The sequence below is a fragment of the Sporosarcina sp. G11-34 genome (assembly GCF_026931025.1).
This window is the reverse complement of the sequence record NZ_JAHNZW010000004.1, coordinates 204,740-228,655: the sequence shown is the minus strand read 5'-3', so window position 1 is coordinate 228,655 and position 23,916 is coordinate 204,740. Positions and strand designations below refer to the sequence as shown.

Here is a 23,916-nt window from a genome sequence, read left to right as displayed (position 1 = left end):
CTTACATGTATAAGCCACCATTTACGTTTATGGACTGTCCAGTTATATAATTAGCTTGTGCTAAGAACAAAACTGCTTCCGCAATTTCCTGGGACTGTCCCAAACGTTTCATAGGGATATTGGAAATCATTTGTTCTTTTACATTATCGGGCATTGCCGCAACCATTTCTGTTTCAATAAAACCAGGACAAATAGCGTTGACTGTTATCCCATTTTTAGCCGTTTCCAAAGCGAGTGATTTTGTAAAACCAACCATTCCTGCTTTTGCAGCAGCATAATTGGATTGTCCGAAACCACCAGACTGTCCAATAATTGAACTAATATTAATAATTCTTCCAGATTTATTTTCTAGCATCTGATTAATAACGGCCGAAGTCGTATTGAAAACACTGTTTAAATTTACATTGATAACTTCATTCCAGTCCTCTTGGGATAGGTTTCGGAATGAGCGATCCCTCGTAATTCCGGCATTATTGACAAGTATATCAACCTGTCCATAACGGGAAACAACTTCATCTAAAAAGTTTTGGACACCCTTAATATCCGCTACGTCTGCTTTTACAGCAAAAGAAGTGCCGCCTTCATCTTCAATTTCTTTTACAAGCGCTTCAGCACTATCAATTCTAGATTGGTAGTTAAAGGCAACTCGTGCACCATTTCTAGCTAATTCTTTTGCGATTGCTGCACCAATACCACGTGAGCCACCTGTAACAATAGCTACTTTTCCTTCAAGCGGTTTTAAGTTTACCTTGTTTTCCGAAACTTCGATAGAATTGATTGTCATTATTCATCCACTCCCAATCTAAGATGTTAGTTATCATTTGTTTGATGACTATTATTGTTTGAAATTAAAGAATCTTATTAAATTCGTACCGGCTACCATTGGAAAGGCACCTTCGCCAGATTTGTCCATGTATGCATCTGTTTAACTCATGAATTGTTCTGATTACTTACCTTTCCCTACAGGAACAGGTTTTTGATCAGTTATTTTTCCGACTAAATCAATGACGCTGTCTATTTTTTTATCTAAATTTGCAACAGCCCTTTTTAATTGGCCGATTTCGTTTTTAAGTGTATCATCTTCGAAACTATCTTGAAGATCATCCACTTTTTCTTCTAGATTTATAACAAGGGAAGCAACGCTAGCAACTTCACCTCTTGTTGGCATGTTAACTTGCTTTAAATAAGCTTCAGTCATTTTGGAGATAAGTTCTTGGGATTGCAAATGACTATTCAATGTCTGACCCATGCCTTCCGAGAAAGATTCTTTTTTCATCGTTTCTTGGATCGCTTCACTCCACGTTGCTTCTGTCTTTTCATAAACATCTTTCCACATTGTAAATGGATCCATAAGTTTTGTGTGTGGCATACGATTTCATCCCCTTAGTGTATTTCTGAACGCTACATGTATAAGCATAACAATTATTCTCTACTTTCTGAATGCATGAAAAGGACTAACATTTCGACTTGTTTCGACAAGTTCCAACATAAGTTCGCTGAAAGTTCCATGATATTCAAAAGTGTGCTTTTTTCCTTCGCTTGACAAATTGAACACATAGGTGTAAATTACAGGTATAAGTAATTCATAAGCAAGGTAGGTGATATATTATGAGTTCTAAAGAAACAGATAAGATCAAGAGTGTCAATTTGGGGGCTCCAAAAAATTTTTTAATACCAATTATGCTTTTACATCTTCGCGATTGGAATTCCCACGGCTATGAATTAATGGAAAAGATCACTGAGTTCGGAATTCAATCAGTCGATCAGGGAAACTTTTATAGGCTTCTTAGGCAGCTAGAAAAAGATGAGCTGGTTACATCGAATTGGGATACTTCATCAGGTGGGCCAGCGAAGAGGGTTTATTCAATTACGGGTGTCGGAGAAGAGTATTTGGAGCTATGGGCGGGTTCACTTGGTCATTATCAGAAAATGTTAGATCAGTTTTTCAATTTATATAATCCGTTTTTTAATCCTTTTCAATTGGCTTCAAAGGAAACAGATAAGGATAACGAATGACTTATGGTAACAATGCAAAATTTTGCATGGAATATAAATTTAATGTTTATTGATTTATTAAAAAGGGGGAATTATTAATGACGAAGAAAAAAACAGAAGTTAAGAAAGTTGAACAATTAGCAAGTGGGGTAGATTTAATATGGGATGGTTGGTTAAACAGTTTTAAAGCGTTTCAAGGTCTTCAAAATGAAATCGAGGAAAAATCGTTACAAGTTTTTGAAAATCAAAAAAAGCTACTCGCTTCTACAAAGGAATCGTTTAGTAGTTTAGAGAAAGTTTCTAAACAACAGATGGATAAATGGAAAAATCAAATTACAACACAAGAAAATCCTGAGCCGATTACTAATTGGGAGAAAAGCATTGAGGAAATAAGTGATAAGGTACAAACGTTTTCGTGGAATTCAAACTATGCTATGCTAGATTTTTTCTTGGATTTACAAGAAGGATTAGAGGGAAAAGGCAAAGAGGTAGTCGAAAAGCAGAAGGAAGTTCGTAATGAAGGATACGAGAAGATTGAAGTTGTTGCCGAACAAGTAAAACAAGCGTTTGAAAAAGTATCGACAGCAGTTTGAAAAATGGAAAGCGGGTCATGAAGCGATTTAATCGCTTCATGACCCGTTTTTTTTAGTTAAAAATAAGTAGAAGCTTCTTTTGTTGTTTTTTCGGGCTCTTTCATACATAACGGTTCACTGTGTAAATAGTTAAAGACGTTCATATCACTCGTTTCAAGGGCACCGATTGTTAAACGGGGGAGGAGACGAATATGAACGCGTTCATCGACATTATTTGTTAAAGGTATAAATAGACCTAGATTGAAGCTAGAGATACCGATATGCTCAAAGTAACGGAAGAATCGCAAGACACTTTCGCTTAAATCTTGCCAAAAGTCTTCAGTCAATTCTTCAAAAGAAGATGCTTTGCTTATTCCGAAAAAGTCGGTATGGCTTTTTGGAGCAAATGCGTGAATCCAATCAATTGAACCTTCAGTACCGATAAAGCGTTCAGCAAGTTCTTTCTCATGTGTTTTCAAACTGTCATAATAGTTCGCTCCATTAAGCTTGTAAAAATCTTGTGCAGCTTTAGTCGTTGTTGCTTGATAGTTTGTTGGGTATTCAGAAGCAAGCACATGTATATGTGGATGCAAAATACTTCCACCTGAAGGGGGTAAGTAGTTCCAATTAATTGATGCATAAGTTGTTGAAGGGTCTTTGGCAATCACTTTTTTCAAATATTCATGTGCCGCCGAAAAAGAATTGCTAATTATCGATGGTGTAAATTCAGCGAGTTTAACGTAATGCTGCTCACACATTCGAACGACAGCATTGTGCTTGCTATACGGAAACAAATTCGGAAAGACAACAGCTTCGTCTTGAATTAGCCGTCCGTCTTCGATTAAGTCTTCTGGGAAAGTCGGTGTAAAAGATAATATGTTTTCGGGACAGAAGGGGCATTTCTTACCTTCTGTTTCTTTGGCTAGCTCAGAATAATCAGAAGGTGTGAAAGGTGTCCCCGGATCGAAAATGATGCGAGACGTTTCACCAGTTAGTGGATCCAAACGAATTTCAGTTTTTCGGTCGATCAATTGACCATTTTGCATCGGGTCGTGAAACGTAAAAAACTCTTCTTTTTTTGTAAAAGTAATGGACATCTATATTCCCCCAATTAACTATTTTCGATTACTACATCCATTCTATCTGTAAATGACGGAAAAGTCAGTATGTAAAAGAAAAGCGCAAGCACCTAGTTCCCAAAGAAAGTGAAAAAAGAGTTGCCTAGGGTAACCAGAGCAAACATCATCCTTGATTTTCATTTGCAGGTTCTTTATCTAGGTTTCCCCTTATTATGAGGATTTGGGGGATGTATAAAATTGACCAAAACTGGAAAGGGTGTGATTAGTAGATATTTTAATAGGGAGGAATGGTTGTATTGCCAAGCCTACAAGTCAATCAATCGAACAAGTTAAGCAACGGTTTTATTCCCATGAATTATTTAAATGATGACGAACTATATCTTTATACAGAAGCGATAAGATATCTAAACCAAGCGACGACGGCCCAGGAGTTACGGTATTTGGAATGCTTATCGGACTTATTATTGAAAACGGCGGTTCATAATTATGAATGTCAAGATCAAAGTAATTTTTAGTTGGAATCTGCCTTGCTATTCAGTGATGAATTCACCGGCACTAGGTATTCTTGTATCCTTATCCGTGTTCAAACATACAATAAAAAAGGGACCAAAACCATTGCGGTTTTGGTCCCTTTTTATATGTTTTTTAATGTTTTTCACCTATGAAGAGAATCCTTTAAGCAAAGGATGCGACTCTCTTGTTTAAAATATAATAATTATTTCGGTTCAAACGTTGCTGCTGCTTCGACTTCACTCCAAGCGATACCGATTGCATCTGCTACACCTTGTCCATAAGCAGGGTCTGCTTTATAGCAGTGTGCGATATGGCGAAGTTGGATATGTTTATCGACACCGTCGATGTTACGTGCTGTATTTTCGAATAATAATTGTTGTTGTTCAGGACTCATTAGGTTAAAGAGTTTACCTGGCTGCTCAAAGTAATTATTATCGTCTTCCCTAAGGTTCCAATGGTCTGCTGCACCAAAGAGATCAAGTGCAGGATCTTTGTATGATGGCTGTTCTTGCCATGCACCTTGACTGTTTGGCTCATAGTGAACTTTACCGCCATGGTTTCCGTCGACTCTCATACCGCCGTCACGGTGAAAGCTATTAACTGGGCATCTCGGTTGATTGACTGGAATTTGGTGGTGGTTTACACCTAAGCGGTAACGTTGCGCATCTCCGTATGAGAATAGGCGACCTTGTAACATTCTATCTGGTGAGAAACTAATACCCGGTACAACGTTTGCAGGTGTAAATGCTGCTTGTTCTACTTCAGCAAAATAGTTTTCAGGATTACGGTTTAGTTCATATTCTCCGACTTCAATAAGAGGATAGTCACCTTTGTACCAAACTTTTGTAACATCGAATGGATTATCCTTACTATTATTTGCTTGTTCTTCCGTCATTACTTGGATATACATTTTCCATTTCGGGAAATTACCCTTTTCGATATTTTCATAGAGATCCTTTTGATGGCTCTCTCTATCTTGTCCTACAAGAGTTCCAGCTTCTTGGTCAGTCAAGTTTTCGATACCTTGTTGTGAACGAAGGTGGAATTTAACCCATACGCGCTCATTTTCAGCATTAATCATACTGAATGTATGACTTCCAAAACCGTGCATTGTACGATAAGATTTTGGAATACCGCGTTCACTCATTAAAATTGTTACTTGGTGAAGTGCTTCGGGTAGGGAAGACCAGAAATCCCAGTTGTTGTTTGGACTACGCATATTCGTACGTGGATCACGTTTTACTGCGTGATTCAAGTCAGGGAATTGCATTGGATCTCTGAAAAAGAATACAGGTGTATTGTTACCAACAAGATCCCAGTTTCCTTCTTCCGTGTAGTAACGCATTGAGAATCCACGAATATCGCGTTCTGCGTCAGCTGCGCCGCGTTCGCCCGCAACCGTTGAATAACGTACGAACATTTCTGTTTGTTTTCCAATTTCAGAGAACATTTTTGCTTTTGTGTATTGTGTAATGTCATGTGTTACGGTAAATGTGCCATATGCACCAGATCCTTTTGCGTGCATCCGTCGCTCAGGAATTACTTCGCGATCGAAATGTGCCATCTTTTCTAAAAACCATACATCTTGTAAGAGCATTGGGCCCCTTGGTCCTGCTGTCATTGAGTTTTGGTTATCTACTACAGGTGCACCAGCAGCCGTAGTCAATTTGTTTTTGTTTACGTTCTCATTTTCACTCATTAACGTTCACTCCTTAGATAGTAATCGTGCTTACATGATAACTATAACAAACTAGCTATAATTCTGCTAATAAAGACTCCTAATTAATTTTACGATAAACTATATAGAACATTTGTCTAATTTTGTTCTATAATTGAATAAGAAAGAAGGTGGGTATATGAATGATCATGTAATGGATCAAAAGCTTCAAATTAAAACAACTGGTATGCGGGAGTGGCTGAATGGATCTATCCATTATAATCGGTATGAGGCAACGCCCTATACAGCATTGGATGCGCTATTCTCCGAGTATGAGCTAACGAAATCAGATGATGTTGTGGATTTTGGTTGTGGAAAGGGTAGGTTCACTTTTTACGCCCATCATCATTTTCAAGTCTCGGGAACAGGGATTGAAATGAGTGGCCAACTTTATCAAGAAGCTGTTGAAAACCAAGCAAGCTATATGCGGAAAACGAAGATGCCAAGCGGTTCGATTCAATTTGAAAGATGTTTTGCAGAAGAATATGAAGTGAAATCTACAAATAATCGTTTTTACTTCTTTAATCCTTTTTCTGTTCAAATTTTTATGAAGGTTATTAATAATATTCTTCTTTCAGTTGAAAAAGACAATAGAACAGTTGACTTAATCTTATATTATCCTACGATCGAATACATAGAGTTTCTGGAAACAAACACTTCTTTTGAATTGTTTGAGGAAGTAAAAGTACCAAGATTCTATGAAGTTAATGATAATGAGCGGTTCTTAATTTTTCGATATGAACCATTATAAAGGGGAAATCGTGCCACGTTTAGCTTCATTTGAAAACGTGGCATTTCTTCGTCTAGTCTAGACAATGCATCGCTTGTTTCACTTCATCCCAAGGGACTGTATATCCTTTACCTTTGGCACAAAAAATAGAAGTTGACGTGTATTCAGGGTCTGCATTTTTATTGTAGTTGATGCTATTAATGATTTCTTTTTCATTGTGGCAACGATTATAGCCACTAAATAGAAGACTAATTATGCCTTTTCCATGTGTGAATGAAGCCAAAGTAGCGCTGTAATTCATGAAGGTAGAAACAGGTACAGTACCTTTTATAATTACCTTGTTACTAATCGTTTCGGGAGCGCTAAAGCTACCGTGGGCTTGCTGAATATCCGCCAACACCCGTCCCATATGGTCTAAATCCACTTTTATTTTATAGTCGTAGTACGGTTCAAGTAGAATATTTTGGGCTTGTTCAAGTCCCTGCCTCAAAGCGCGGTAGGTGGCCTCCCTAAAATCGCCACCCGAGGTATGTTCGTTATGGCCCCGTCCTGTGAGGAGCGTTATTTTGACATCAGTAAGGGTTGAACCAGTCAATAATCCGTGATGATCCCGTTCAAACAAATGATGTCGTACTGAATTTTGGTTGCCGATTGATAGATGATTTGCATGGCTTGCATTTTCAAAAGAAATACCGCTATTTCTTTCTGCCGGTTCAATTTTAAGGTGCACTTCAGCATAATGCCTTAACGGCTCAAAATGTCCGTAGCCAATTACGGTCGTTTCGATTGTTTCTTTGTAAAGAATCTTCGGCTCGCCAAAAGAGACGTCAAAAAGAAAACGTTCTTTTACAATTCGTTCAAGTACTTCGAGTTGGATAACCCCCATAACGTGAACATGGACTTCTTGCACGAATTCATCCCACACAACATATAAAGAAGGATCTTCCGCATCGAGTTGGTTAAAGCATCGCAATACTTCTTTTACGTGAATTGACGTATCGAAAATAACTTTCGATCTCAGCGTTGGAACCAAATCAAATATCGCCTTTTCTTTGAGAGCGCCGAGACCATCACCAATAGAAGCGCTTGTCAGTCCCGTCACTGCAAATAATTCTCCGGCATATACGTGAGTGACTGGTTTAAACGTCGTTCCGTTATACACTCTAATCTGGGTGATCTTCTCCGTGTTCCCCTCATAATTTACTTCCTCACGAACGCTTAGTTGACCACTTAATAATTTAAGGTAAGTAACGCGATTACGACTTTCATCATGGCGGATTTTGTATACCTTAGCAGCAAATGGACCGTCCGTATTATAAGAAGTTTCGGTTAGTAAATCGAGTTTTTTGAAGAACTCAAAGACACCCAAATCTTTTAACGCGGAGCCAATAGAACACGGAAACACTTTGTTTTCACTTATCAATGATTTAAATACTTTTAACCACAATTCCTTGTCATAACCCGTATCTAAATATGTTTCGAGAAGCGTTTCATCACGCTCTGCGATAAATTCAATAAGATTATCCTGCATGATACCTTCATTAAATGAAGTTGTAAGGTCGATTACATTTGAAGAAAAATTCGTCTTTATTTCATGAAGTGTATTTTTAATGTTTGTTCCATCGCGATCAATTTTATTAATAAAGAAAAACGTTGGTACATTATGTTTCCGAAGTAATTGCCAAACGGTGTCGGTATGTCCTTCTATACCATCGACAGCGCTAATGAGAATGATTGCATAGTCCATCACTTGTATCGCGCGTTCCATTTCGGGTGAAAAATCGACATGTCCCGGTGTATCAATAATATAATAGGTTGAATCATTATAAGAAATGACTGCCTGATCCGCAAAAACGGTAATACCTCTTTCTTTCTCGATTGCATGACTATCGAGGAAGGCGTCTTTATGGTCTACACGTCCTCGTTCCTTGATACTTTTTGTATGATAAAGAAGCTGTTCAGAAAAAGTTGTTTTGCCCGCATCTACATGGGCAAGAATTCCGATTGTTTTATACATAGTACCACCCCAGTTTTTACTGTTGTATTTAGTATAGCAAATCCGAATCAGATGGATGGAATCATTTCGTGTTATAATGAAAATATAAAATTAGTGTCGGGGGGTAATGAATAATGCAATATACAAAATCAAAGATGGAAAAGCTAGTGAAGAATAATCCAGAGCTATCCGCACGTCTAAAAAAAGTAATGAAAGAACTTGATTTGGAAAAAAGCTATGCATTAAAAGCTTTGTACCATTCAGAAGTAAAAGATGGCGGACTCCTCCAAAGAGATTATCAGGAGCTATAATCTCAGGAACGAGGTACATATATGACCGAAAGACGTTATCCAATAAAAGTGGATAACGTCTTTTTCCATTGTTTAAATTTATTTATATACTATTTTTATTGATTTGGGGTATAACAAAATAAAAGAATGTGGATTCAATTAAGTTTATTCTTTTAATTTTTATTGGAGGAGGGATATTTAATGAAGTATAAAGGAAGAAGAACGAGTTCGAATGTAGATGACCGAAGAGGTAGGGGCAGAGGTGGAATAGCAATCGCAGGAGGCGGTATTGGTTTAGTAATTGTTCTCATTATTACACTGCTTGGCGGAAATCCGGACGAACTTATAGACAAGATTCAACCAAACGGTTCAAAGAGTGATATTACTTATGAAGAAACAACGCAAGAAAAAGAATTATCGGAGTTTGTTGCTGTCGTTCTAGCAGATACGGAAGATGTTTGGTCAGAAATATTTAATGCGGAAGGATTGAAATATACAAATCCGACACTTGTCTTGTATACAGGAAGCGTAGATTCTGCATGTGGTACAGCTGGATCAGCTGTTGGGCCGTTTTATTGTCCGGGTGACTATAAGCTTTATATCGATTTGAGTTTTTACGAGGAGTTACAAGATAAATTTAAAGCGCCTGGGGATTTTGCGATGGCTTACGTTATTGCTCATGAAGTAGGGCACCATGTACAGACTCTTTTGGGCACGACTGAACAAGTGATGCCACTTCGGCAGAAACTTGGTAAAGCGGAGTTTAATGAATACCTTGTGAGCTTCGAATTACAGGCAGACTATTTATCCGGCGTTTGGGCACATCATGCACAAGGTATGGATTTGCTTGAAGAAGGGGATTTGGAAGAAGCGTTAAATGCTGCCAGTGCTGTCGGTGATGATCGGATTCAAAAAGAAGCTCAAGGATATGTTGTACCTGAAAGTTTTACACACGGGACTTCTGAGCAAAGAAAATATTGGTTTTATAAAGGATTCCAATCCGGCAATTTAGGGGAAGGTGATACATTCACGGCGAATGGCTTGTAAGTTATAGTGGAAATACTTGTTGAATGCCAATAGGTTGCAATCTCTTATTTTGCTATGTTGTTAAAATTATTTTTAGTGCTTTTTTATAAATTTCAATTTCAATTGGAGTAGTCTTCATAATTTCCCCATCAACGACTACCGGAATTGGCCGATTCGTTCCAAAGAGGTAATGCATTTCCACTCCCTGCTGTTGGATTAATAATAAAAATGTACATCATACAACCCCATTTCTTCTACCCTATAATTTTAACATAATGCTTAATATGCGATATGGATATCAAAAATGGCCCAAACTCTTTATGAGACAGGGCCATTTTTAAAATTGAATACAGAAGAATTATGAATACTATTTTTTTTTGCCGAACACAGAAGATACGAGTTTTTCTTCTCCGTTTTTTATATGCTTGATATTTTCCACGTGTTTCACTATAGCTATTATAAACAATCCTAGTGCGATGATTGGCGGCCATATGCCGGGAGCTATCCATATTGCGATCGCAATTAGCGTTATATAGAGCATTAGTACACCGAATACGAGGAAGTCTGTCACAATTGCAACAACAATAAATAAGCCAAGCCCGATTAATCCGAACCGCCAATCAATGGCAAGAAGCATGCCAATTATCGTCGCTGTCCCTTTACCGCCGTTAAACTTCATATGAAAAGGAAAAACATGGCCAAGGACGACAGCGGCACCTACAACAAAAAGTAACAACCAAGCAATATCTTCTGGTAATCCTACGCGTTCCAAAATATAACGCGAAAGCAAAACTGCAAGGGTACCTTTTCCGATGTCAATTGCTGCAACGAGCGCGCCGAACTTCTTTCCAAGCACAATCGTGACGTTTGAAGCACCGGCATTTTTCGTACCAGTCTCCTTCAAATTCACTCCCGACAGTTTTTGCGCGAGAACGGACCCATGTAAGCAACCAAGAAAGTATCCTCCAATGAGTAAAGCCAATAGCCAAATCCACATAGTAAACACCTCTTTAAATTATATGAGTTTTATTTTAATGTTATTCTATTGCTATTTTATCAGGTTATGAAAGATTTTCCGAAGAAAGTAAACTTCAATGGAAAGGAAGTAGATACGGGATTTTACAAAGTGGTGTGCGTATATCTGCTTGGTCGTTATACATATTTAAAATCAATTAATTAAAAAAGTGTAACCTTTTCGTTGATTAAATAGTCTAACTTGTTTGAAAGGAAGGGGGCACACTATGAAAAGAAAGGCAATTTTTATCTTACTATTATCCTTCTTTATTGGTTTAATGACAGCTTGTAGTTCAAACGATTCAATAGGAAATGCCAAGATGGATTCCACGGTCAGATCAGATGAGGTGGGAGTGAAGAAAGAACTGGATAACTCCATGGTTGAGGGGTCAGCCGATGAAGGTTCTGAAATGATTGCAACGAATAGAATGATCATTCATAAGGCACAATTGCAGTTAAACGTGAAAAGCTTTGAAAAGGCTCGGCTTTCTATAGAAAAAAAGGTGAGTAAGTATGGTGGATATATCGTCGAATCGAATGTGTACCGAGAAAATGAAAAAAGTGTGAATGGTAGGATGACAGTTCGAATTCCAGAGGAGTATTTCCAATCGTTTTTAACGGATGCTGAAGGGGAAGCGGCTGATATTTTGGAACGCATTGTAACTGGTGAGGATATTACCGAACAATATGTCGATTTAGAGTCAAGAATGAAATCCAAACGGGTGGTAGAGGAAAGATTACTAGAGTTCATGGGAAATGCAGAGAAAACAGAGGATTTATTAAAAATATCATCTGATTTAGCTGGAGTTCAAGAAGAAATTGAAATCATTGTAGGACAGATGAACTATCTTAAAAACCAAACTTCTTATTCTACTATTGAAATCACTATGTACGAAAACCAAGTAATTGTTCCTGGAGTAGACGGTAAAAAGTTGGATACATGGGCGAAAACAAAAAAACAACTAGCTTCGAGTACAAATTCTCTACTCGCTACTGGATCGGGATTGGTTGTCTTCGTTATTGGCAATTTACCTATAACCATTCTGTTAGTACTCGTTGGGGCCGGGACTTATTTTTTTGTGAAAAAGAAAAGGAAGAAAAAGTGAAGATAAAGATAATAGGGGATAGGGGATAAGTTTATTAGCGGCAAGCTTTGTGGTGGAGTTTTTTGATTAATCTTCTAGTAATGATATATAATGAAAATATCTTAATCATTTCGATGATTATAGTTACGTGTTCTACGGAATGAAAAAAGCATGATCCACTTGGATCATGCTTTTTTCCATTTCTTATACGGAAAATTTGTTAGTTTCTACGTTCTTTTCACAAACTGTTCTTTCCGACGATTGTTCTGAACATCCCGTCAGTGCGGTTTGATCGGCCTGACTGTGTGGAACCTGTCAGTCTTCAAGTTGCACTTATACAAAAAACTTACCGTTTACTGCTAGTTGATACACGTGCTTGTTGGAATCTATTTGTACGATTCCCGACGAGAGTGTCTTTCGCCAGTAAAGCAAATTTTCCGCCAAGGTTGTGCAGTTCGTCGTTAGAAGATGAAAGTAGGTTACTCGTCTACGATTTCCCTTCCTCCGATAGTTTTACCTTGTACTAACATTATACCTCATTTCGTACATAAGTAAACTAATTATTTAGATTACTACCGAATTGATTATAAAGACCTATTTTTATGACTTGTTCATAAGAAAACCTTAAACTTATCTTGCAGCACACGTACTTTTTCATCTGCCGAAAGTTCAAAACTAGTTCGTACACCGTCTTCCGTCATGGAAAAAGTATGATCCGATAAAGTGATCTGTCCCGTGGGAGTGGCTTGCGTAATGATATCCGTATGTGTAAATGAAGAGCTTGCTGAAACTTGGTTGAACACACAACCTTCATGAAAATCGACAAGGTTTTTCTTATTCAAGTTAAATCGATATAAAGTTCTTTCTTCTGAAGCGCTTCTTTGCACTAAATTAAATGTATTGTCAGCCTGTTTATGAATGAGGTACGTGCTACTGATATCCGAACCTTCACTGCTATCTAAGGCAATGGGTAAACGTGGTGTTGCCGCGCCAAAGCCAACATCAACGAGATAGGGCTTATCTAATTGAACTAATAGAGCTGCGTGTGTATCTGCTTTTGCCCACACTCCATTAGGTCTTTTAACTGTTGCGGGGATTAAATGTGTATTGTAGCCAAGTTCGTTTAAAAGCCAGTGAAACAAACCATTAAGTTCATAGCAATAGCCTCCACGATTATTGTCCACGATTTTTTCATAAATGGTTTGCAAATTAAGATAGATGGGAACTCTGCGAATAACGTCTAGATTTTCAAAAGGAATAGATTGCATATGTAAATCTTGAAGCTTTGTTAGGTTAGTAAAAGAGACTTCCGTTAATGATGAAGCATTGAATCTTTCTAAATACTTTTTCATGTCCAATTGAATCACCTCTACTCATATTCTAGCGCAAAAGCATAAAAAAAGCATGATCCACAGGGGGAACATGCTTCATTCAGGTTAGCCGACAAGGATGATTACAATGAAGTAGGCAATCATTGCAACTAAACCAACAGGAACGCCAAAACGTGCCCATTCAAGGCTTGTAATTTTAAGTTTACCAGCAGCAATAATGTTCGGAATATTTCCTGGAATTAACATACCGCCACTAATGAGAAGTCCAAGTAAAATTGCTTTGATTTTCGCTGGGTCATCAGCCATTGCAGGACTGATTTCCGCAGCCGCTAATGTTGCGTTATCCAATACAGCCGAGATCATATTGATCCAAAACAGTACAAGATGGTCAAGGTCGAGTAGATAATTTTCGATAAACGGTTCAAACCCTGCACCGAGTAAAGTTAAGGCCATTACGAATAAGTATACTTTAAAACCTCTAATAATAATCTCTGTGTAGGATTCCGTATCTTGGTCGATACTCATTCTGTTTGTTTCATTGACTGGTTTAATCATAACCGCAGCAAGGATTCCAAATATAATTACTCCAGGAATGACATCCGGACCAATTAAATGAAACAAGTAGAAAAAGTCTTCGTTTAGTTTACTTGTTGCAATTGTCGAAAGTGGTTCACCAATTGGTGTAAGTGCAGCACCAAGTCCGATTGAAAAACAAGCTAAGATGACAAGACGAATTTCCGATTTTCGGTCGAGTCGTAGCACACTTACTATTGCGACAAGAACAATTGCTGCAATAATGGCCGTAATAACACTAGAAATGAGTCCTAGAACGATTACGACGAGTGCCAGGAACAAGCGAAATGGCATCGCTTTACTCATTCCGCGAATTCCTTTTTCCATGGGATTTTGTAACCAACGGAAAATTAGACCCGCAACAATTACTGCTAACGTAATGTTTACGGGATCCACTAGGGCTTTTGAAATCAGTTCTTTATCAAGTACCTGACTGATAATTACAGCGGAAACGCCCATAATAAACAAAAAAACTTCCAAATTTCGTTCAACAACTTTTATTGTGAACGGCATAAATAATACAAGAATCAATATTATTGTTAGACCTAGTATTGTTTCCTCACCTCCGTTTTTCAGTATATCATAAACTTTGTGTTAAAATTACAATGTTCAGTGTAGTCTATTAAGTCCGATTACAGTAAAATGTTTTAGAAAAGACACTTAAGTGGTATATGATTAAGAAGGAGGTGGAATTCTGATGAATTTGGTTTATATAGCAATATTACTTATTGCTTTTGCTTTTGCACTTATTTCCATTTATATTGCCAAAATATTGATACGCGTTTCGGGACTTATTACGACACTCGGCCAAACCGTAAATAATGTAGAACAAGAACTGGACAGAACGGTTATTGAGTTGGAACAATTTATTGCTGAAACTGAAAAAACCGCAGTAGATGTGGAAGAGAAACTGCTAGCTACAGATGGTTTGTTCTTATCATTAGGTAATGTTGGAGATGCTACTTCAATCGTGAGCAGGAATTTACGTGCTAGGACAGAAAAATATGCGAAAGATGGATTGCTTCCGGGAACGAAACCTTTTGTTCGAATGATTCAGTACAGTGAATTTGCTACTACTTTATTTACTTCGTGGAAACGGGGAAAAAGGGTTTCGTCGTAAAAAAATATATACTATGAAATGAGGGATTGTTGTGGATCTAACAGGAATCGGTTTATTGTTAATCGGTATTTCATTTTTCCTACTTGCGATATTTTTCGCGCGTGTCTTAAATAATATTGCATCCGTTTTAAATGGGGTGGACAAAACAGTCGAGCAATTGCCAAAACAATTGGATGGCATTTTAAACGAGACAGGGAATTTAATTCATAATAGTAATGACACACTGGCTGATGTCAATGAAAAACTTGGAACGTTAACGCCCTTATTTCATATTGTAGGAGATGTAGGGGAATCTACCCGTAAATTATCTTCAGCACTTGTTGATATAAGTACTTCAGCAACAAAGAAAATGGATAATGCCAATGAAGAGATTCAAAATAAGAGACTAGGTGGCATTTACGGTTCGACTGCTCTCGGTTATTATTTATTTGGCCGGCGTAAGGATATAAAAAAGGGTAAGCTTTTTTTAGAAGGCAAGAAGAAATCGCTTGAGATTAAGCAGATCAAAGAAGAAGCAATAGAAGGGTCAAAAAAATAAAAAATGCGTGTAAAGAAGGCAATCCTTCTTTACACGCATTTTATTTTGAGTTCGGAAGTGCATTTTTAAGATCTTTTCTTTTTTGTGAAAGGTAGAAGACTAAAGACAAAAAACGATAAAATCCTTGGAACTCCTGACGCTGTGAAAACTCTTTTGCTTCGCTTGTATTCTTTTTTAAGGCCATTGTCTTATCAAGAGCAAGTGAAGAAAGTTGTTGTGATGCTTCTCCTACTTCTTGTAAAATATGGAGTAATGGGTTAAATTCTTTTACTTGATTGTTCACATTACAAAATGTTTCATTCCCTTTTTCAAAGACTTCGGTAGCTTGCCCCGTTACTTCATCCAACATCGTTGGCAGTCGGTTCGTCGTTATCCTTAAACTTTCAAGGACAGCGGATAATTTGATAAGTGGTTTGATGAGAATGATAGTAAGAATAAGTAATGCAATTCCTATAATGAGGACTCCGATACCTAACCAATCCATTCGATACGCCTCGTTTCAATAGTTTATTTGAGAAATTCAATTCGTTTTTGTGGGGCGGGTAATTGTTTTTTTCTTGTTTGTACGGTGCGTGGTTTTTGATTTTCTTTTTCACGCTTGAACGTATAGTACATACGAGCAATTGTTTCTGTTACTAGATTTGCTTGTTCCATGATTTTCGTATACTTTTCAGGGGGATTTGATACTTTGTCCGAAACGTCTTGGATGGACTTATTTATATAGCTAGTTGTACTCCCTAGATTTTCTGCCGATTTAGATAGTGTATCAAGTGATTGTAGTTTCTTCTCTGCATCTTCAGCAATCTGATTTGTTTTCGTCATTAAACTTTCTGTTTTCTCCGTAATGCCACTAATTTTTGTTTCGACGCGTTTGAGTGTTTCTGAAACTTCACCCATCGTTTTTTTAGCACTTTTCAGTGTTAGAATGACAAAAATTGCGATAAGCAATAAAGATAGAGCTGCTATGATAGCACTTACATATAAAAGGATTTCCATAAAGTGCTCACCTCCATTTCCGCATAATTAAAAATAGCTTCTTATATAGATAATACCACTATTTGGTTACAACTAAACAATGTTTGAGAAACCTTTTCAGTTTCTTTGAATTATGGAAATTTGAGTAGATTTATGTAGTTCGAATAAGCGTAACTGCAAGACGATACAATAGAGAAGCATGTTGATGGGGTTTTGGAAAGAAGGAGTAGGAGTCGGATATTTCATTCGAGTTGAAGATGATGTAAGTGTATTTGTAGAAGATATCAATCCAAGCGCTAAGAAAACTATTGTATTTTTACACGGATGGCTAGCAAACCATAATATATTTGAATATCAGTTTGATTATATTCCGACCTACAAACAGGGGAATAATAGTAAGCATACTTTTAGCGGAACTCGAATCAAGCGTGGACTTTACCGTACGAAAAAAACATTGCTAAACGCGGACATTAACGCAGCAGCAAATATTGTAAGAAAAGTAGTGCCGAAAGCATTTGCTAACGGCATAGCGGCTGTGTGCTCCCAGCCTCAAGTGGTCAATGTGCGATAGCACCAACCCTGAAGCCCGTGACTTCAGTCGTGGGAGGTTCATTAAATAGGAAACTCGATCCGTTATTAGCGGATACCTTTCATGAACTTTTGGATGATAGGTGAAAGGAGAAAGAGAATAATCGCGAGAATAATTGCAATGCCTCCAATACCACCAAAGTAAATCATTTCATTTTTGGGTGAATACAATTTGACGAGTTGCGCATTAAGTGCTTGGGCGGCGGCGTTCGATAGGAACCAAAGGCTCATCGTCTGGGCGGAGAAAGCCGCGGGTGCCAATTTCGTAGTAGCAGACAAGCCGACTGGAGACAAACAAAGTTCCCCCAAGACGACGAGAAGGATGCTAAGAATGAGCCATAGCGGGTTCACAAGTGTATCGATGCCCCCAAGATAACCAGGCAACAAAATAACGATGAATGATAAACCGGCAAACAGAAGACCTAATGAGAACTTCTGTGGGATATTTGGCTGTCGATTACCAAGCTTCATCCACAACCAGGCAAAAACGGGTGCCAGCGTGATGATGAAAAGTGGGTTGAAGGATTGGAAAAACGCCGGTGAAATTTGGTATCCGAAAATATTAAGATTCGTTCGTGTGTCCGCATATAACGCAAGGATTGTTGACCCTTGTTCAGCAATCGCCCAGAACATAACAGACGCCAGGAAGAGTGGGATGTACGCAATAATTCGTGACTGTTCCACTTCGGTCGTTTTCGGGCTTCTGTACATGGCAACAAAATAAATCGTCGGAATGAGTAGCCCTAGTATCCCTACAATCGCTATAAACGATTCAAATGTGAGCCAACCTCTTGGGATAGCGATTGCAATCAGTATAGCAATTAATCCGGCAGTAATAGTAAAGCTTTTGAAAACTTTTTTCTTCTCGATTGACTCTAACGGGTTTGCGACTTGCGTGCCTGCAAGCCCTAGATTTTTCTTCTTCGTCATAACAAAGATGATCAATCCAATAAACATTCCAACAGCAGCAACGGCAAATCCGAGGTGGAAACTTGTTTTCATTAAACTGCCTACAATAAGTGGGGAGATGAACGCACCCATATTAATGCCCATATAAAAAATACTAAAGCCTGCGTCACGTCGATTGTCATTTTCCGCATAAATGTCGCCGACGACGCTTGAGACGTTCGGTTTCAATAACCCTGTTCCGAGCACAATAAGTACCATCGAAACGAAGAATGTCGTAATATTTCCGGGAATCGCCAGCGCTATATGACCGAACATAATCAAAATTCCACCATAGAAGACGGCTTTTGACGTACCGAAAATGCGGTCGGCAAGCCAACCCCCGATAATTCCTGACATATAGACAAGTGAACCATAAATAGACATGATCGACAGTGCGACTGTCTTATCTAACCCGAGTCCGCCTTGTGAAACTTCATAGTACATATAATAAACAAGGATAGCTCTCATTCCATAGTACGAAAAGCGCTCCCAAAATTCTGTGAAGAACAGTGTGAATAACCCTTTAGGATGTCCAAAAAATCCTTTTTGTGGGACGCTTTCAACAATTTGTTGCTTAGTCAAATTCGACATTGTACAGCCTCCCTTTGTTGTTTTTCAATGATACAACTAAAGGTTTTCATTTGTCAAAAATAATAATTTTTATCAATTAAATTAGTAATCTGTTGAATTTACGGTATTATAATAATTAATTTACTATTTTAATATGATAGTTTCACAAGTTTATATGAAAAAAGAGGTAAGTATGAAGGTAGCGTATTTTTCACCTTTGATAGGTTATCTACTCATGTTATCATCCCGTTTCCCATAGAATAAAGTAGCGGTGAAGTGCATTGATTGTCTATGAATCCTTCAATGGGATATATACACATCCACTCGGTGGAAACGCCGCTTAATTTTGCAAAGAAATTGGCGTATGCATTCACATTTTTAAGCGGTTATCTAATCGCCAAGTAAAGGGGGACTACGTATTGGAAATATACGATGTCGCGTTAATTCCACTTATTATAGGAATAGTAGAATTACTAAAGTTTACGGGGTTAAGAAAAAAGTTATTGCCCGTCGTCTCGTTACTTTTCGGAGTTCTAGCAGGTGTTTTTTACGTGTACCCAGGCGATTTAAAAGGGGGTATACTTGTAGGGGTGATGATGGGATTGTCGGCAAGTGGCATGTATTCTGGGGGGAAGGCGTTGATTGAGCAACCGGAGAGCGATAAGTAACTACCCGTCAATTCTTTGGAAATAAGCTCCTTTAATTTACGAGTCCATTCGGCACGAGAAGTGATGAGTGAGTGATGCACCATCATTTCAGTTGTTAGTTGGACAAGTGTAGCAATTTCTTTTAGTTTGTCCGGATTACTTGTAATGATGGGGAGAAAAACGCTCAAATATCTGAGAGTTTTTTGACGTATATTTAGAAACCTTATTTTACTAAAGCGCCCGTTAGTAGAACAAGCTTAAGGGCGCTCATACAAAATCTTGCCATCCTTCGAAAGAGCAACGAGTTTGTATTCTGCCGAAACATCTTTCAGATTTGTATCAACAATATAATATATTCTTGTTCCATATTTTGACTCGATTATGTTCACTCCCTTTTCTTTGTTATCCACCACCTCGATTTTTTCTATTTCTTCATCGACTATCAAACCCCAAGTTAAAACTAAAAATTCATCTTCATTTATATATAAAGGTCCTGACATACCGCTAAAACCTATTGAATGGTCATCGATACCTAAGCCACCTGTTTTATCACTAGTTTCCCACCCATTTTTCCGATTAACGACTAACCCAGCTTCAATCATTCCTTTCATTTCTTCCATGAATGCTAAAGCCAATTCATCGTTTGTTTGGGTAATGTAAAAGACATCCTTCCATTCCGTATTTTTTTCTATTGCTACTTCTAGTGTTGTATCATTGCTGCATCCACCCAATAAGAACAAAATCATTACACAGAACATGATCAAACTAGATATTGCTTTCATTATTCACACTCCTGTTTATCAAATTACCCTGCCTCGTTATTTTAAGTAAATACTTTCACATCATTTAAATTTATTTTACTATAAGTATCCAACTTCCTTCGAAAATAAGTTCACTTATTAGTAACCAAACTACCTCAGTTTTAGCACGTATTTTAACAACACCGCATAAATTTATGCGGTATCTCCAATTTGTATGCGAATCGGTGTGCTATTTAATGTGTTAAATCCATTGAAGTGTTGATGTAGCAATAAAAAATAGACACGAATTCATATGTGAATTGTATCCCCGAATAGATTGTTATTTAATGCTTTCTCCCCAATAACCGAACCCGTTACACGGTAGAGACTGTCTTTTTTCGTGTTATAACAAAAAACCAGAAAAGGATTTTAATCCACTGTTAATTATGCTTATCAGTTAATTTAGATTCCCTACTTTACATACGAACGTTTATTCTGTACAATAAAATAAAAGGAGGGAACGAGCGTGCGTAATCAATTAGTTAAATCAGTCAAGCGTAACGAGTCAATGGATATGATGTACATGGCGAAAAATGGGGAAGTCAGCAAACGAAGAATCAAGGTGCTGCAAGTCGGCGAGGTATCATTCCGTGCATATTGTCATTTGAGAGGATCCAAACGCACTTTTAGAATTGATAACGTGCTGGCACTTGTTCCCGTTATACAAAAAGAGAGGGTAGTCTAAATGAGAGCAGTACCAAAGCCGAAAGTAACTAAAAGTTATGTCGCACCTCCAAAATTAGAAGAACATGATTTTGTCGAGATTGGTGAAAAGATTGCCGAGTCACTGGAATACGGAACCGAGGTTGAAATCACGATATTCTTCGAGAAAAAACACGAAAGCTTTACCGGGGTAATCAGAGAAGCAGATGCACAGGTTGGCCAACTCACATTATTTACAGACGCATTTAATAGTATGAAAATTAATATCATGTCCATAGTGGGCATCAAGTGATTATAAAACGACCGATCCTATAAAGGAAAGGTCGTTTTGTTTTTTGATTATCTTCTGTATAATAAGTATCATTCGAGAAATAATGAACTTCAATTTGTGAATGTGCGCCCGTCAGCATTTTTAATGTCCCCCAGACGTCCCCAAAATCCACGGGTTGATACGACTTTATACAATCACTTAGAGGTGGCTTCAAATTCAAGAAATGTTGAATTTATGGCATTTGCAGTACATATCAAATGCTTGTATAAGTTAAAAAAAAGAATACTACGACTATACTTTAGTGTGAGCGTTTTCACTTTATTCAACAGGCGTTACTTTATGCTGAATAAAATGAAGGTGTCCAGCGGATTTGGGAGGTGAATTATATGAAAATCATTGTGGCGCCCGATTCATTCAAGGGAAGTTTAACAGCAGTCGAGGCGGCAAAGGCAATGGAAGCAGGGATTAAAGATTATGATTCAACGATTGAAACTGTATTGCTACCAGCGGCTGATGGTGGAGAAGGAACAATGAGCAGTTTAGTCGGTGCCACGGACGGCAGGCTAGTTACAGTCTTTGTGCAAGATCCACTTGGACGACAGATTGAGGCAAGTTATGGGATTCTGGGGGATGAAGAAACGTGCGTCATTGAAATTGCAGAAGCATCGGGATTGATGTTGCTGAACGAAAATGAACTGAATCCGCTTCAAGCATCGTCTTTTGGTACCGGAGAGTTAATCTTTCATGCATTAGAAGCAGGGTATCGGAAATTCATTATCGGACTAGGTGGGAGCGCGACGAATGACGGCGGGGCTGGTATGTTGAAAGCTTTGGGTATGAAGTTACTCGACCAGAATGGCGTGGAGTTATCACCCGGAGGCGGTTCACTTGGTAATCTACAAGCAATCGATAGTACCGGTTTCGATAAACGTGTATCGGAAAGTAGTTTTATCATCGCTTGCGATGTGGAAAATCCATTTGTCGGTCCAAAAGGTGCATCGGCTGTTTTTGGTCCACAAAAAGGTGCGACCGCAGAAATGATTGAATTGCTAGATGCAAATTTAACGAAGTTTGCGAATGTAGTTGAGAAATTGAATGGAAATTCGTTGCACGCGAAAAAAGGTGCTGGTGCGGCGGGTGGTGCTGGTGGGACATTTCAAGCTTTCTTTCCGTGTGAAATGAAACAAGGAATCAGTGTCGTTTTGAAAGCCATTTCTTTTGATGAACATCTTCAAAAAGCCGATTTAGTTTTGACCGGGGAAGGTAAAACAGATGTACAAACATTGTCCGGTAAAACACCGTTTGGCATTGCACAAGTGGCGAAAAGGGAAGGGAAGAAAGTCATCCTTATTTCAGGTGCTTTGGATGAAAAAAGCCGCGTGCAATTGGCACCTTTTTTCACTGAGCTTCATGCCATTGCGGATGAAACGGTTTCGGCAGAAGATTCGATGAAACAGGCATATCGATATTTGCGTTTGAAAACGAAACAGACGATTGAAAATTATTTTGCGGGTGATTGTTGTAGTTAGGGTTATTGTGATAATGATTTGGTCGGTACCAATATTAGATGCAATATCGTTTTTTCTCAACCAAGTAATTTTGTTTATGGACGGTAGGAACCAAGTAGGGGAGGTGTGGAGAAAGAATTGTCGTTCAAATCACATTTGACAATGTTGATGTTCGTGTGGTTTCTACCCACTGCTCTTCTTCTGATTTTCGGCTTAATAACTAAAAAACAATTGAGGTAGTTCCATACCAACAAATATCCCCAGATCAGGACTTATGCCTGTTAGGGGATATTTGTTGGTATCTTCTATATAGGGGAATGTCCATTTGAGGTTGCTTAGGAATACAGTAGGTTCTTAGACTTTTTCTTTCGAAAATACTTCTTTTGCAATTAGTTTATAAGATTGAATTCGATCTTCTGGAGAGTATGTGATTGTGTTAATCATGATTTCGTCTGCTTGATATTTAGTTTGTAACTCAACTAATTTCTGTTTCACTTCATAAGGATTGCCAATGATCATATTCTGTTTCATTTTTTCAAACGATTCTTTTTCTTTCTTGGTTAGTTTATATTGCTTGGCTTCTTTAATAGAAGGAACGCCTTGATGTCCTTCCTCTTTTACTTTTTGTAAAGACCAGATGAGTAAGCTTACTGCGACCTCTTCCGCTTGTTCCGTTGTTTCTCCACAAATAGCCGAAACAGTTACGATGACTTGTGGGATTTGTTCTTCTTTTCTCGGTTTAAAGGCATCCATATATTCTTTGATTATAGCTGCTCCATCATTGTCGCTCATAAAATGACCGAAAGTATATGGCATACCATTTTCTGCTGCTAGTAAAGCACTTTTTTTACTTGTACCAAGAAGCCAAGGTACAGGCGCATTTTCGGGTATTGGAGACGCAGAAATCTTTGAGTATTCGTGATCTGTTGGAAAATCATCGTCTAAAAAATGAAGTAATTCGTTTACTAATACAGGGAAATCCCAAACCTTCTGTAAAAAGTTTTCAGATAAAGCGTTCGTCGCTTCAGCCGATCCACCTGGCGCTCGCCCTATCCCTATATCAATTCGATTTGGAAATAATGTTGCTAGTATATTAAATACTTCTGCCACTTTATAGGGCCGATAATGGGGCAATAAAACAGCCCCTGAGCCAATCCGAATTCGATTCGTGTTCGCTCCAATATAGCTTAACATCACTTCAGGCGCGGAGCATGCGAGTCCAGGTAAATCATGGTGTTCGGCAATCCAGTATCTTGTATATCCTAGTGCTTCTCCAGCTTGTGCTAACTTCATCGACCCATTCAATGCGTCATAGGGAGTTTGATTTGAAGAAATAGGGGATTGATCCAATATGCTTAATCTCATTA

The 23,916-nt window shown here is 38.1% G+C and carries 26 protein-coding genes; 13 read left to right on the top strand and 13 right to left on the bottom strand.

The features are described from left to right. Position 1: 1 nt before the first annotated feature. Positions 2 to 784, bottom strand: a complete 783-nt coding sequence (gene fabG, locus KSU66_RS07410) for a 3-oxoacyl-[acyl-carrier-protein] reductase (RefSeq protein WP_269050788.1) — start codon at positions 782 to 784, stop codon at positions 2 to 4. A gap of 162 nt (positions 785 to 946) precedes the next feature. Next, positions 947 to 1,369, bottom strand: a complete 423-nt coding sequence (locus tag KSU66_RS07405) for a poly(R)-hydroxyalkanoic acid synthase subunit PhaE (protein ID WP_269050787.1) — start codon at positions 1,367 to 1,369, stop codon at positions 947 to 949. Positions 1,370 to 1,608: 239 nt separating this feature from the next. Between KSU66_RS07405 and phaQ the strand changes: the two genes are divergently transcribed. Next, positions 1,609 to 2,016 carry a poly-beta-hydroxybutyrate-responsive repressor gene (gene phaQ, locus KSU66_RS07400; protein ID WP_269050786.1) on the top strand — a complete coding sequence of 136 codons (408 nt, stop codon included), beginning with the start codon at positions 1,609 to 1,611 and terminating at the stop codon, positions 2,014 to 2,016. A 77-nt stretch (positions 2,017 to 2,093) separates the two neighbouring features. Continuing rightward, positions 2,094 to 2,588, top strand: coding sequence for a hypothetical protein (locus KSU66_RS07395; RefSeq protein WP_269050785.1), 495 nt, complete (start codon positions 2,094 to 2,096; stop codon positions 2,586 to 2,588). A 56-nt stretch (positions 2,589 to 2,644) separates the two neighbouring features. Here the strand turns inward: KSU66_RS07395 and KSU66_RS07390 are convergent, their stop codons facing one another. Next, on the bottom strand, positions 2,645 to 3,664 hold the full coding sequence (locus KSU66_RS07390) for a hypothetical protein (protein WP_269050784.1): 1,020 nt from the start codon (positions 3,662 to 3,664) through the stop codon (positions 2,645 to 2,647). Positions 3,665 to 4,361: 697 nt separating this feature from the next. Further along, a complete protein-coding gene (locus KSU66_RS07385; RefSeq protein WP_269050783.1) occupies positions 4,362 to 5,858 on the bottom strand; it encodes a catalase in 1,497 nt (498 codons plus the stop codon). Between the two features lie 157 nt (positions 5,859 to 6,015). Here KSU66_RS07385 and KSU66_RS07380 point away from each other — a divergent pair, with 157 nt between their 5' ends. After that, positions 6,016 to 6,627, top strand: a complete 612-nt coding sequence (locus KSU66_RS07380; RefSeq protein ID WP_269050938.1) for an SAM-dependent methyltransferase — start codon at positions 6,016 to 6,018, stop codon at positions 6,625 to 6,627. A 52-nt stretch (positions 6,628 to 6,679) separates the two neighbouring features. Here the strand turns inward: KSU66_RS07380 and KSU66_RS07375 are convergent, their stop codons facing one another. After that, entirely contained in the window at positions 6,680 to 8,623 is a 1,944-nt protein-coding gene (locus KSU66_RS07375; RefSeq protein ID WP_269050782.1) for a GTP-binding protein, read from the bottom strand. Positions 8,624 to 8,736: 113 nt separating this feature from the next. Between KSU66_RS07375 and KSU66_RS07370 the strand changes: the two genes are divergently transcribed. Next, complete coding sequence (locus KSU66_RS07370; protein ID WP_269050781.1) at positions 8,737 to 8,913, top strand: hypothetical protein; 177 nt, start codon at positions 8,737 to 8,739, stop codon at positions 8,911 to 8,913. 180 nt (positions 8,914 to 9,093) lie between these two features. After that, positions 9,094 to 9,939 (top strand): KPN_02809 family neutral zinc metallopeptidase, encoded by an 846-nt coding sequence (ypfJ, locus tag KSU66_RS07365; RefSeq protein ID WP_269050780.1) that lies wholly within the window; start codon positions 9,094 to 9,096, stop codon positions 9,937 to 9,939. A 346-nt stretch (positions 9,940 to 10,285) separates the two neighbouring features. Here the strand turns inward: ypfJ and KSU66_RS07360 are convergent, their stop codons facing one another. Then, complete coding sequence (locus KSU66_RS07360; protein WP_269050779.1) at positions 10,286 to 10,915, bottom strand: glycerol-3-phosphate acyltransferase; 630 nt, start codon at positions 10,913 to 10,915, stop codon at positions 10,286 to 10,288. A gap of 244 nt (positions 10,916 to 11,159) precedes the next feature. On the opposite strand from KSU66_RS07360, the gene KSU66_RS07355 reads away from it, so the two are divergent. Next, positions 11,160 to 12,038: a DUF4349 domain-containing protein gene (locus KSU66_RS07355; RefSeq protein ID WP_269050778.1), complete on the top strand. Its 879-nt coding sequence runs from the start codon at positions 11,160 to 11,162 to the stop codon at positions 12,036 to 12,038. A gap of 590 nt (positions 12,039 to 12,628) precedes the next feature. Here the strand turns inward: KSU66_RS07355 and KSU66_RS07350 are convergent. Continuing rightward, on the bottom strand, positions 12,629 to 13,369 hold the full coding sequence (locus KSU66_RS07350; protein WP_269050777.1) for an arylamine N-acetyltransferase family protein: 741 nt from the start codon (positions 13,367 to 13,369) through the stop codon (positions 12,629 to 12,631). A gap of 84 nt (positions 13,370 to 13,453) precedes the next feature. Then, positions 13,454 to 14,434 (bottom strand): DUF1646 family protein, encoded by a 981-nt coding sequence (locus KSU66_RS07345; protein WP_443028954.1) that lies wholly within the window; start codon positions 14,432 to 14,434, stop codon positions 13,454 to 13,456. A gap of 184 nt (positions 14,435 to 14,618) precedes the next feature. Here KSU66_RS07345 and KSU66_RS07340 point away from each other — a divergent pair, with 184 nt between their 5' ends. Both KSU66_RS07340 and KSU66_RS07335 read left to right on the top strand, forming a co-directional pair. Then, positions 14,619 to 15,041: a DUF948 domain-containing protein gene (locus tag KSU66_RS07340; RefSeq protein ID WP_269050776.1), complete on the top strand. Its 423-nt coding sequence runs from the start codon at positions 14,619 to 14,621 to the stop codon at positions 15,039 to 15,041. 31 nt (positions 15,042 to 15,072) lie between these two features. Then, positions 15,073 to 15,579 (top strand): DUF948 domain-containing protein, encoded by a 507-nt coding sequence (locus tag KSU66_RS07335; protein ID WP_269050775.1) that lies wholly within the window; start codon positions 15,073 to 15,075, stop codon positions 15,577 to 15,579. Positions 15,580 to 15,619: 40 nt separating this feature from the next. Here KSU66_RS07335 and KSU66_RS07330 read toward each other — a convergent pair whose 3' ends face one another. Together KSU66_RS07330 and KSU66_RS07325 are read right to left on the bottom strand one after the other, a co-directional pair. Next, the gene (locus KSU66_RS07330; protein ID WP_269050774.1) at positions 15,620 to 16,063 is read right to left on the bottom strand and encodes a DUF948 domain-containing protein; all 444 of its coding nucleotides are present in this window, start codon (positions 16,061 to 16,063) and stop codon (positions 15,620 to 15,622) included. A 23-nt stretch (positions 16,064 to 16,086) separates the two neighbouring features. Then, on the bottom strand, positions 16,087 to 16,575 hold the full coding sequence (locus KSU66_RS07325) for a DUF948 domain-containing protein (RefSeq protein ID WP_269050773.1): 489 nt from the start codon (positions 16,573 to 16,575) through the stop codon (positions 16,087 to 16,089). Between the two features lie 184 nt (positions 16,576 to 16,759). Here KSU66_RS07325 and KSU66_RS21430 point away from each other — a divergent pair, with 184 nt between their 5' ends. Then, entirely contained in the window at positions 16,760 to 17,125 is a 366-nt protein-coding gene (locus tag KSU66_RS21430) for a hypothetical protein (RefSeq protein WP_443028949.1), read from the top strand. 65 nt (positions 17,126 to 17,190) lie between these two features. On the opposite strand, the gene KSU66_RS07315 is transcribed toward KSU66_RS21430, so the two are convergent. Further along, entirely contained in the window at positions 17,191 to 18,681 is a 1,491-nt protein-coding gene (locus KSU66_RS07315; protein ID WP_269050772.1) for a peptide MFS transporter, read from the bottom strand. 398 nt (positions 18,682 to 19,079) lie between these two features. Between KSU66_RS07315 and KSU66_RS07305 the strand changes: the two genes are divergently transcribed. Next, positions 19,080 to 19,328, top strand: coding sequence for a hypothetical protein (locus KSU66_RS07305; RefSeq protein WP_269050771.1), 249 nt, complete (start codon positions 19,080 to 19,082; stop codon positions 19,326 to 19,328). Positions 19,329 to 19,564: 236 nt separating this feature from the next. On the opposite strand, the gene KSU66_RS07300 is transcribed toward KSU66_RS07305, so the two are convergent. Then, on the bottom strand, positions 19,565 to 20,089 hold the full coding sequence (locus tag KSU66_RS07300) for a hypothetical protein (RefSeq protein ID WP_269050770.1): 525 nt from the start codon (positions 20,087 to 20,089) through the stop codon (positions 19,565 to 19,567). Between the two features lie 484 nt (positions 20,090 to 20,573). On the opposite strand from KSU66_RS07300, the gene KSU66_RS07295 reads away from it, so the two are divergent. The 3 genes from KSU66_RS07295 to KSU66_RS07285 all read left to right on the top strand — a co-directional run bounded on the left by KSU66_RS07295 (position 20,574) and on the right by KSU66_RS07285 (position 22,570). After that, positions 20,574 to 20,792 carry a transcriptional regulator gene (locus KSU66_RS07295; protein ID WP_269050769.1) on the top strand — a complete coding sequence of 73 codons (219 nt, stop codon included), beginning with the start codon at positions 20,574 to 20,576 and terminating at the stop codon, positions 20,790 to 20,792. Beyond that, the gene (locus KSU66_RS07290) at positions 20,793 to 21,062 is read left to right on the top strand and encodes a YolD-like family protein (protein ID WP_269050768.1); all 270 of its coding nucleotides are present in this window, start codon (positions 20,793 to 20,795) and stop codon (positions 21,060 to 21,062) included. 365 nt (positions 21,063 to 21,427) lie between these two features. Next, the gene (locus KSU66_RS07285; protein WP_269050767.1) at positions 21,428 to 22,570 is read left to right on the top strand and encodes a glycerate kinase; all 1,143 of its coding nucleotides are present in this window, start codon (positions 21,428 to 21,430) and stop codon (positions 22,568 to 22,570) included. A gap of 333 nt (positions 22,571 to 22,903) precedes the next feature. Here the strand turns inward: KSU66_RS07285 and KSU66_RS07280 are convergent, their stop codons facing one another. Further along, on the bottom strand, positions 22,904 to 23,914 hold the full coding sequence (locus KSU66_RS07280; RefSeq protein ID WP_269050766.1) for an LLM class flavin-dependent oxidoreductase: 1,011 nt from the start codon (positions 23,912 to 23,914) through the stop codon (positions 22,904 to 22,906). Positions 23,915 to 23,916: the final 2 nt, after the last annotated feature.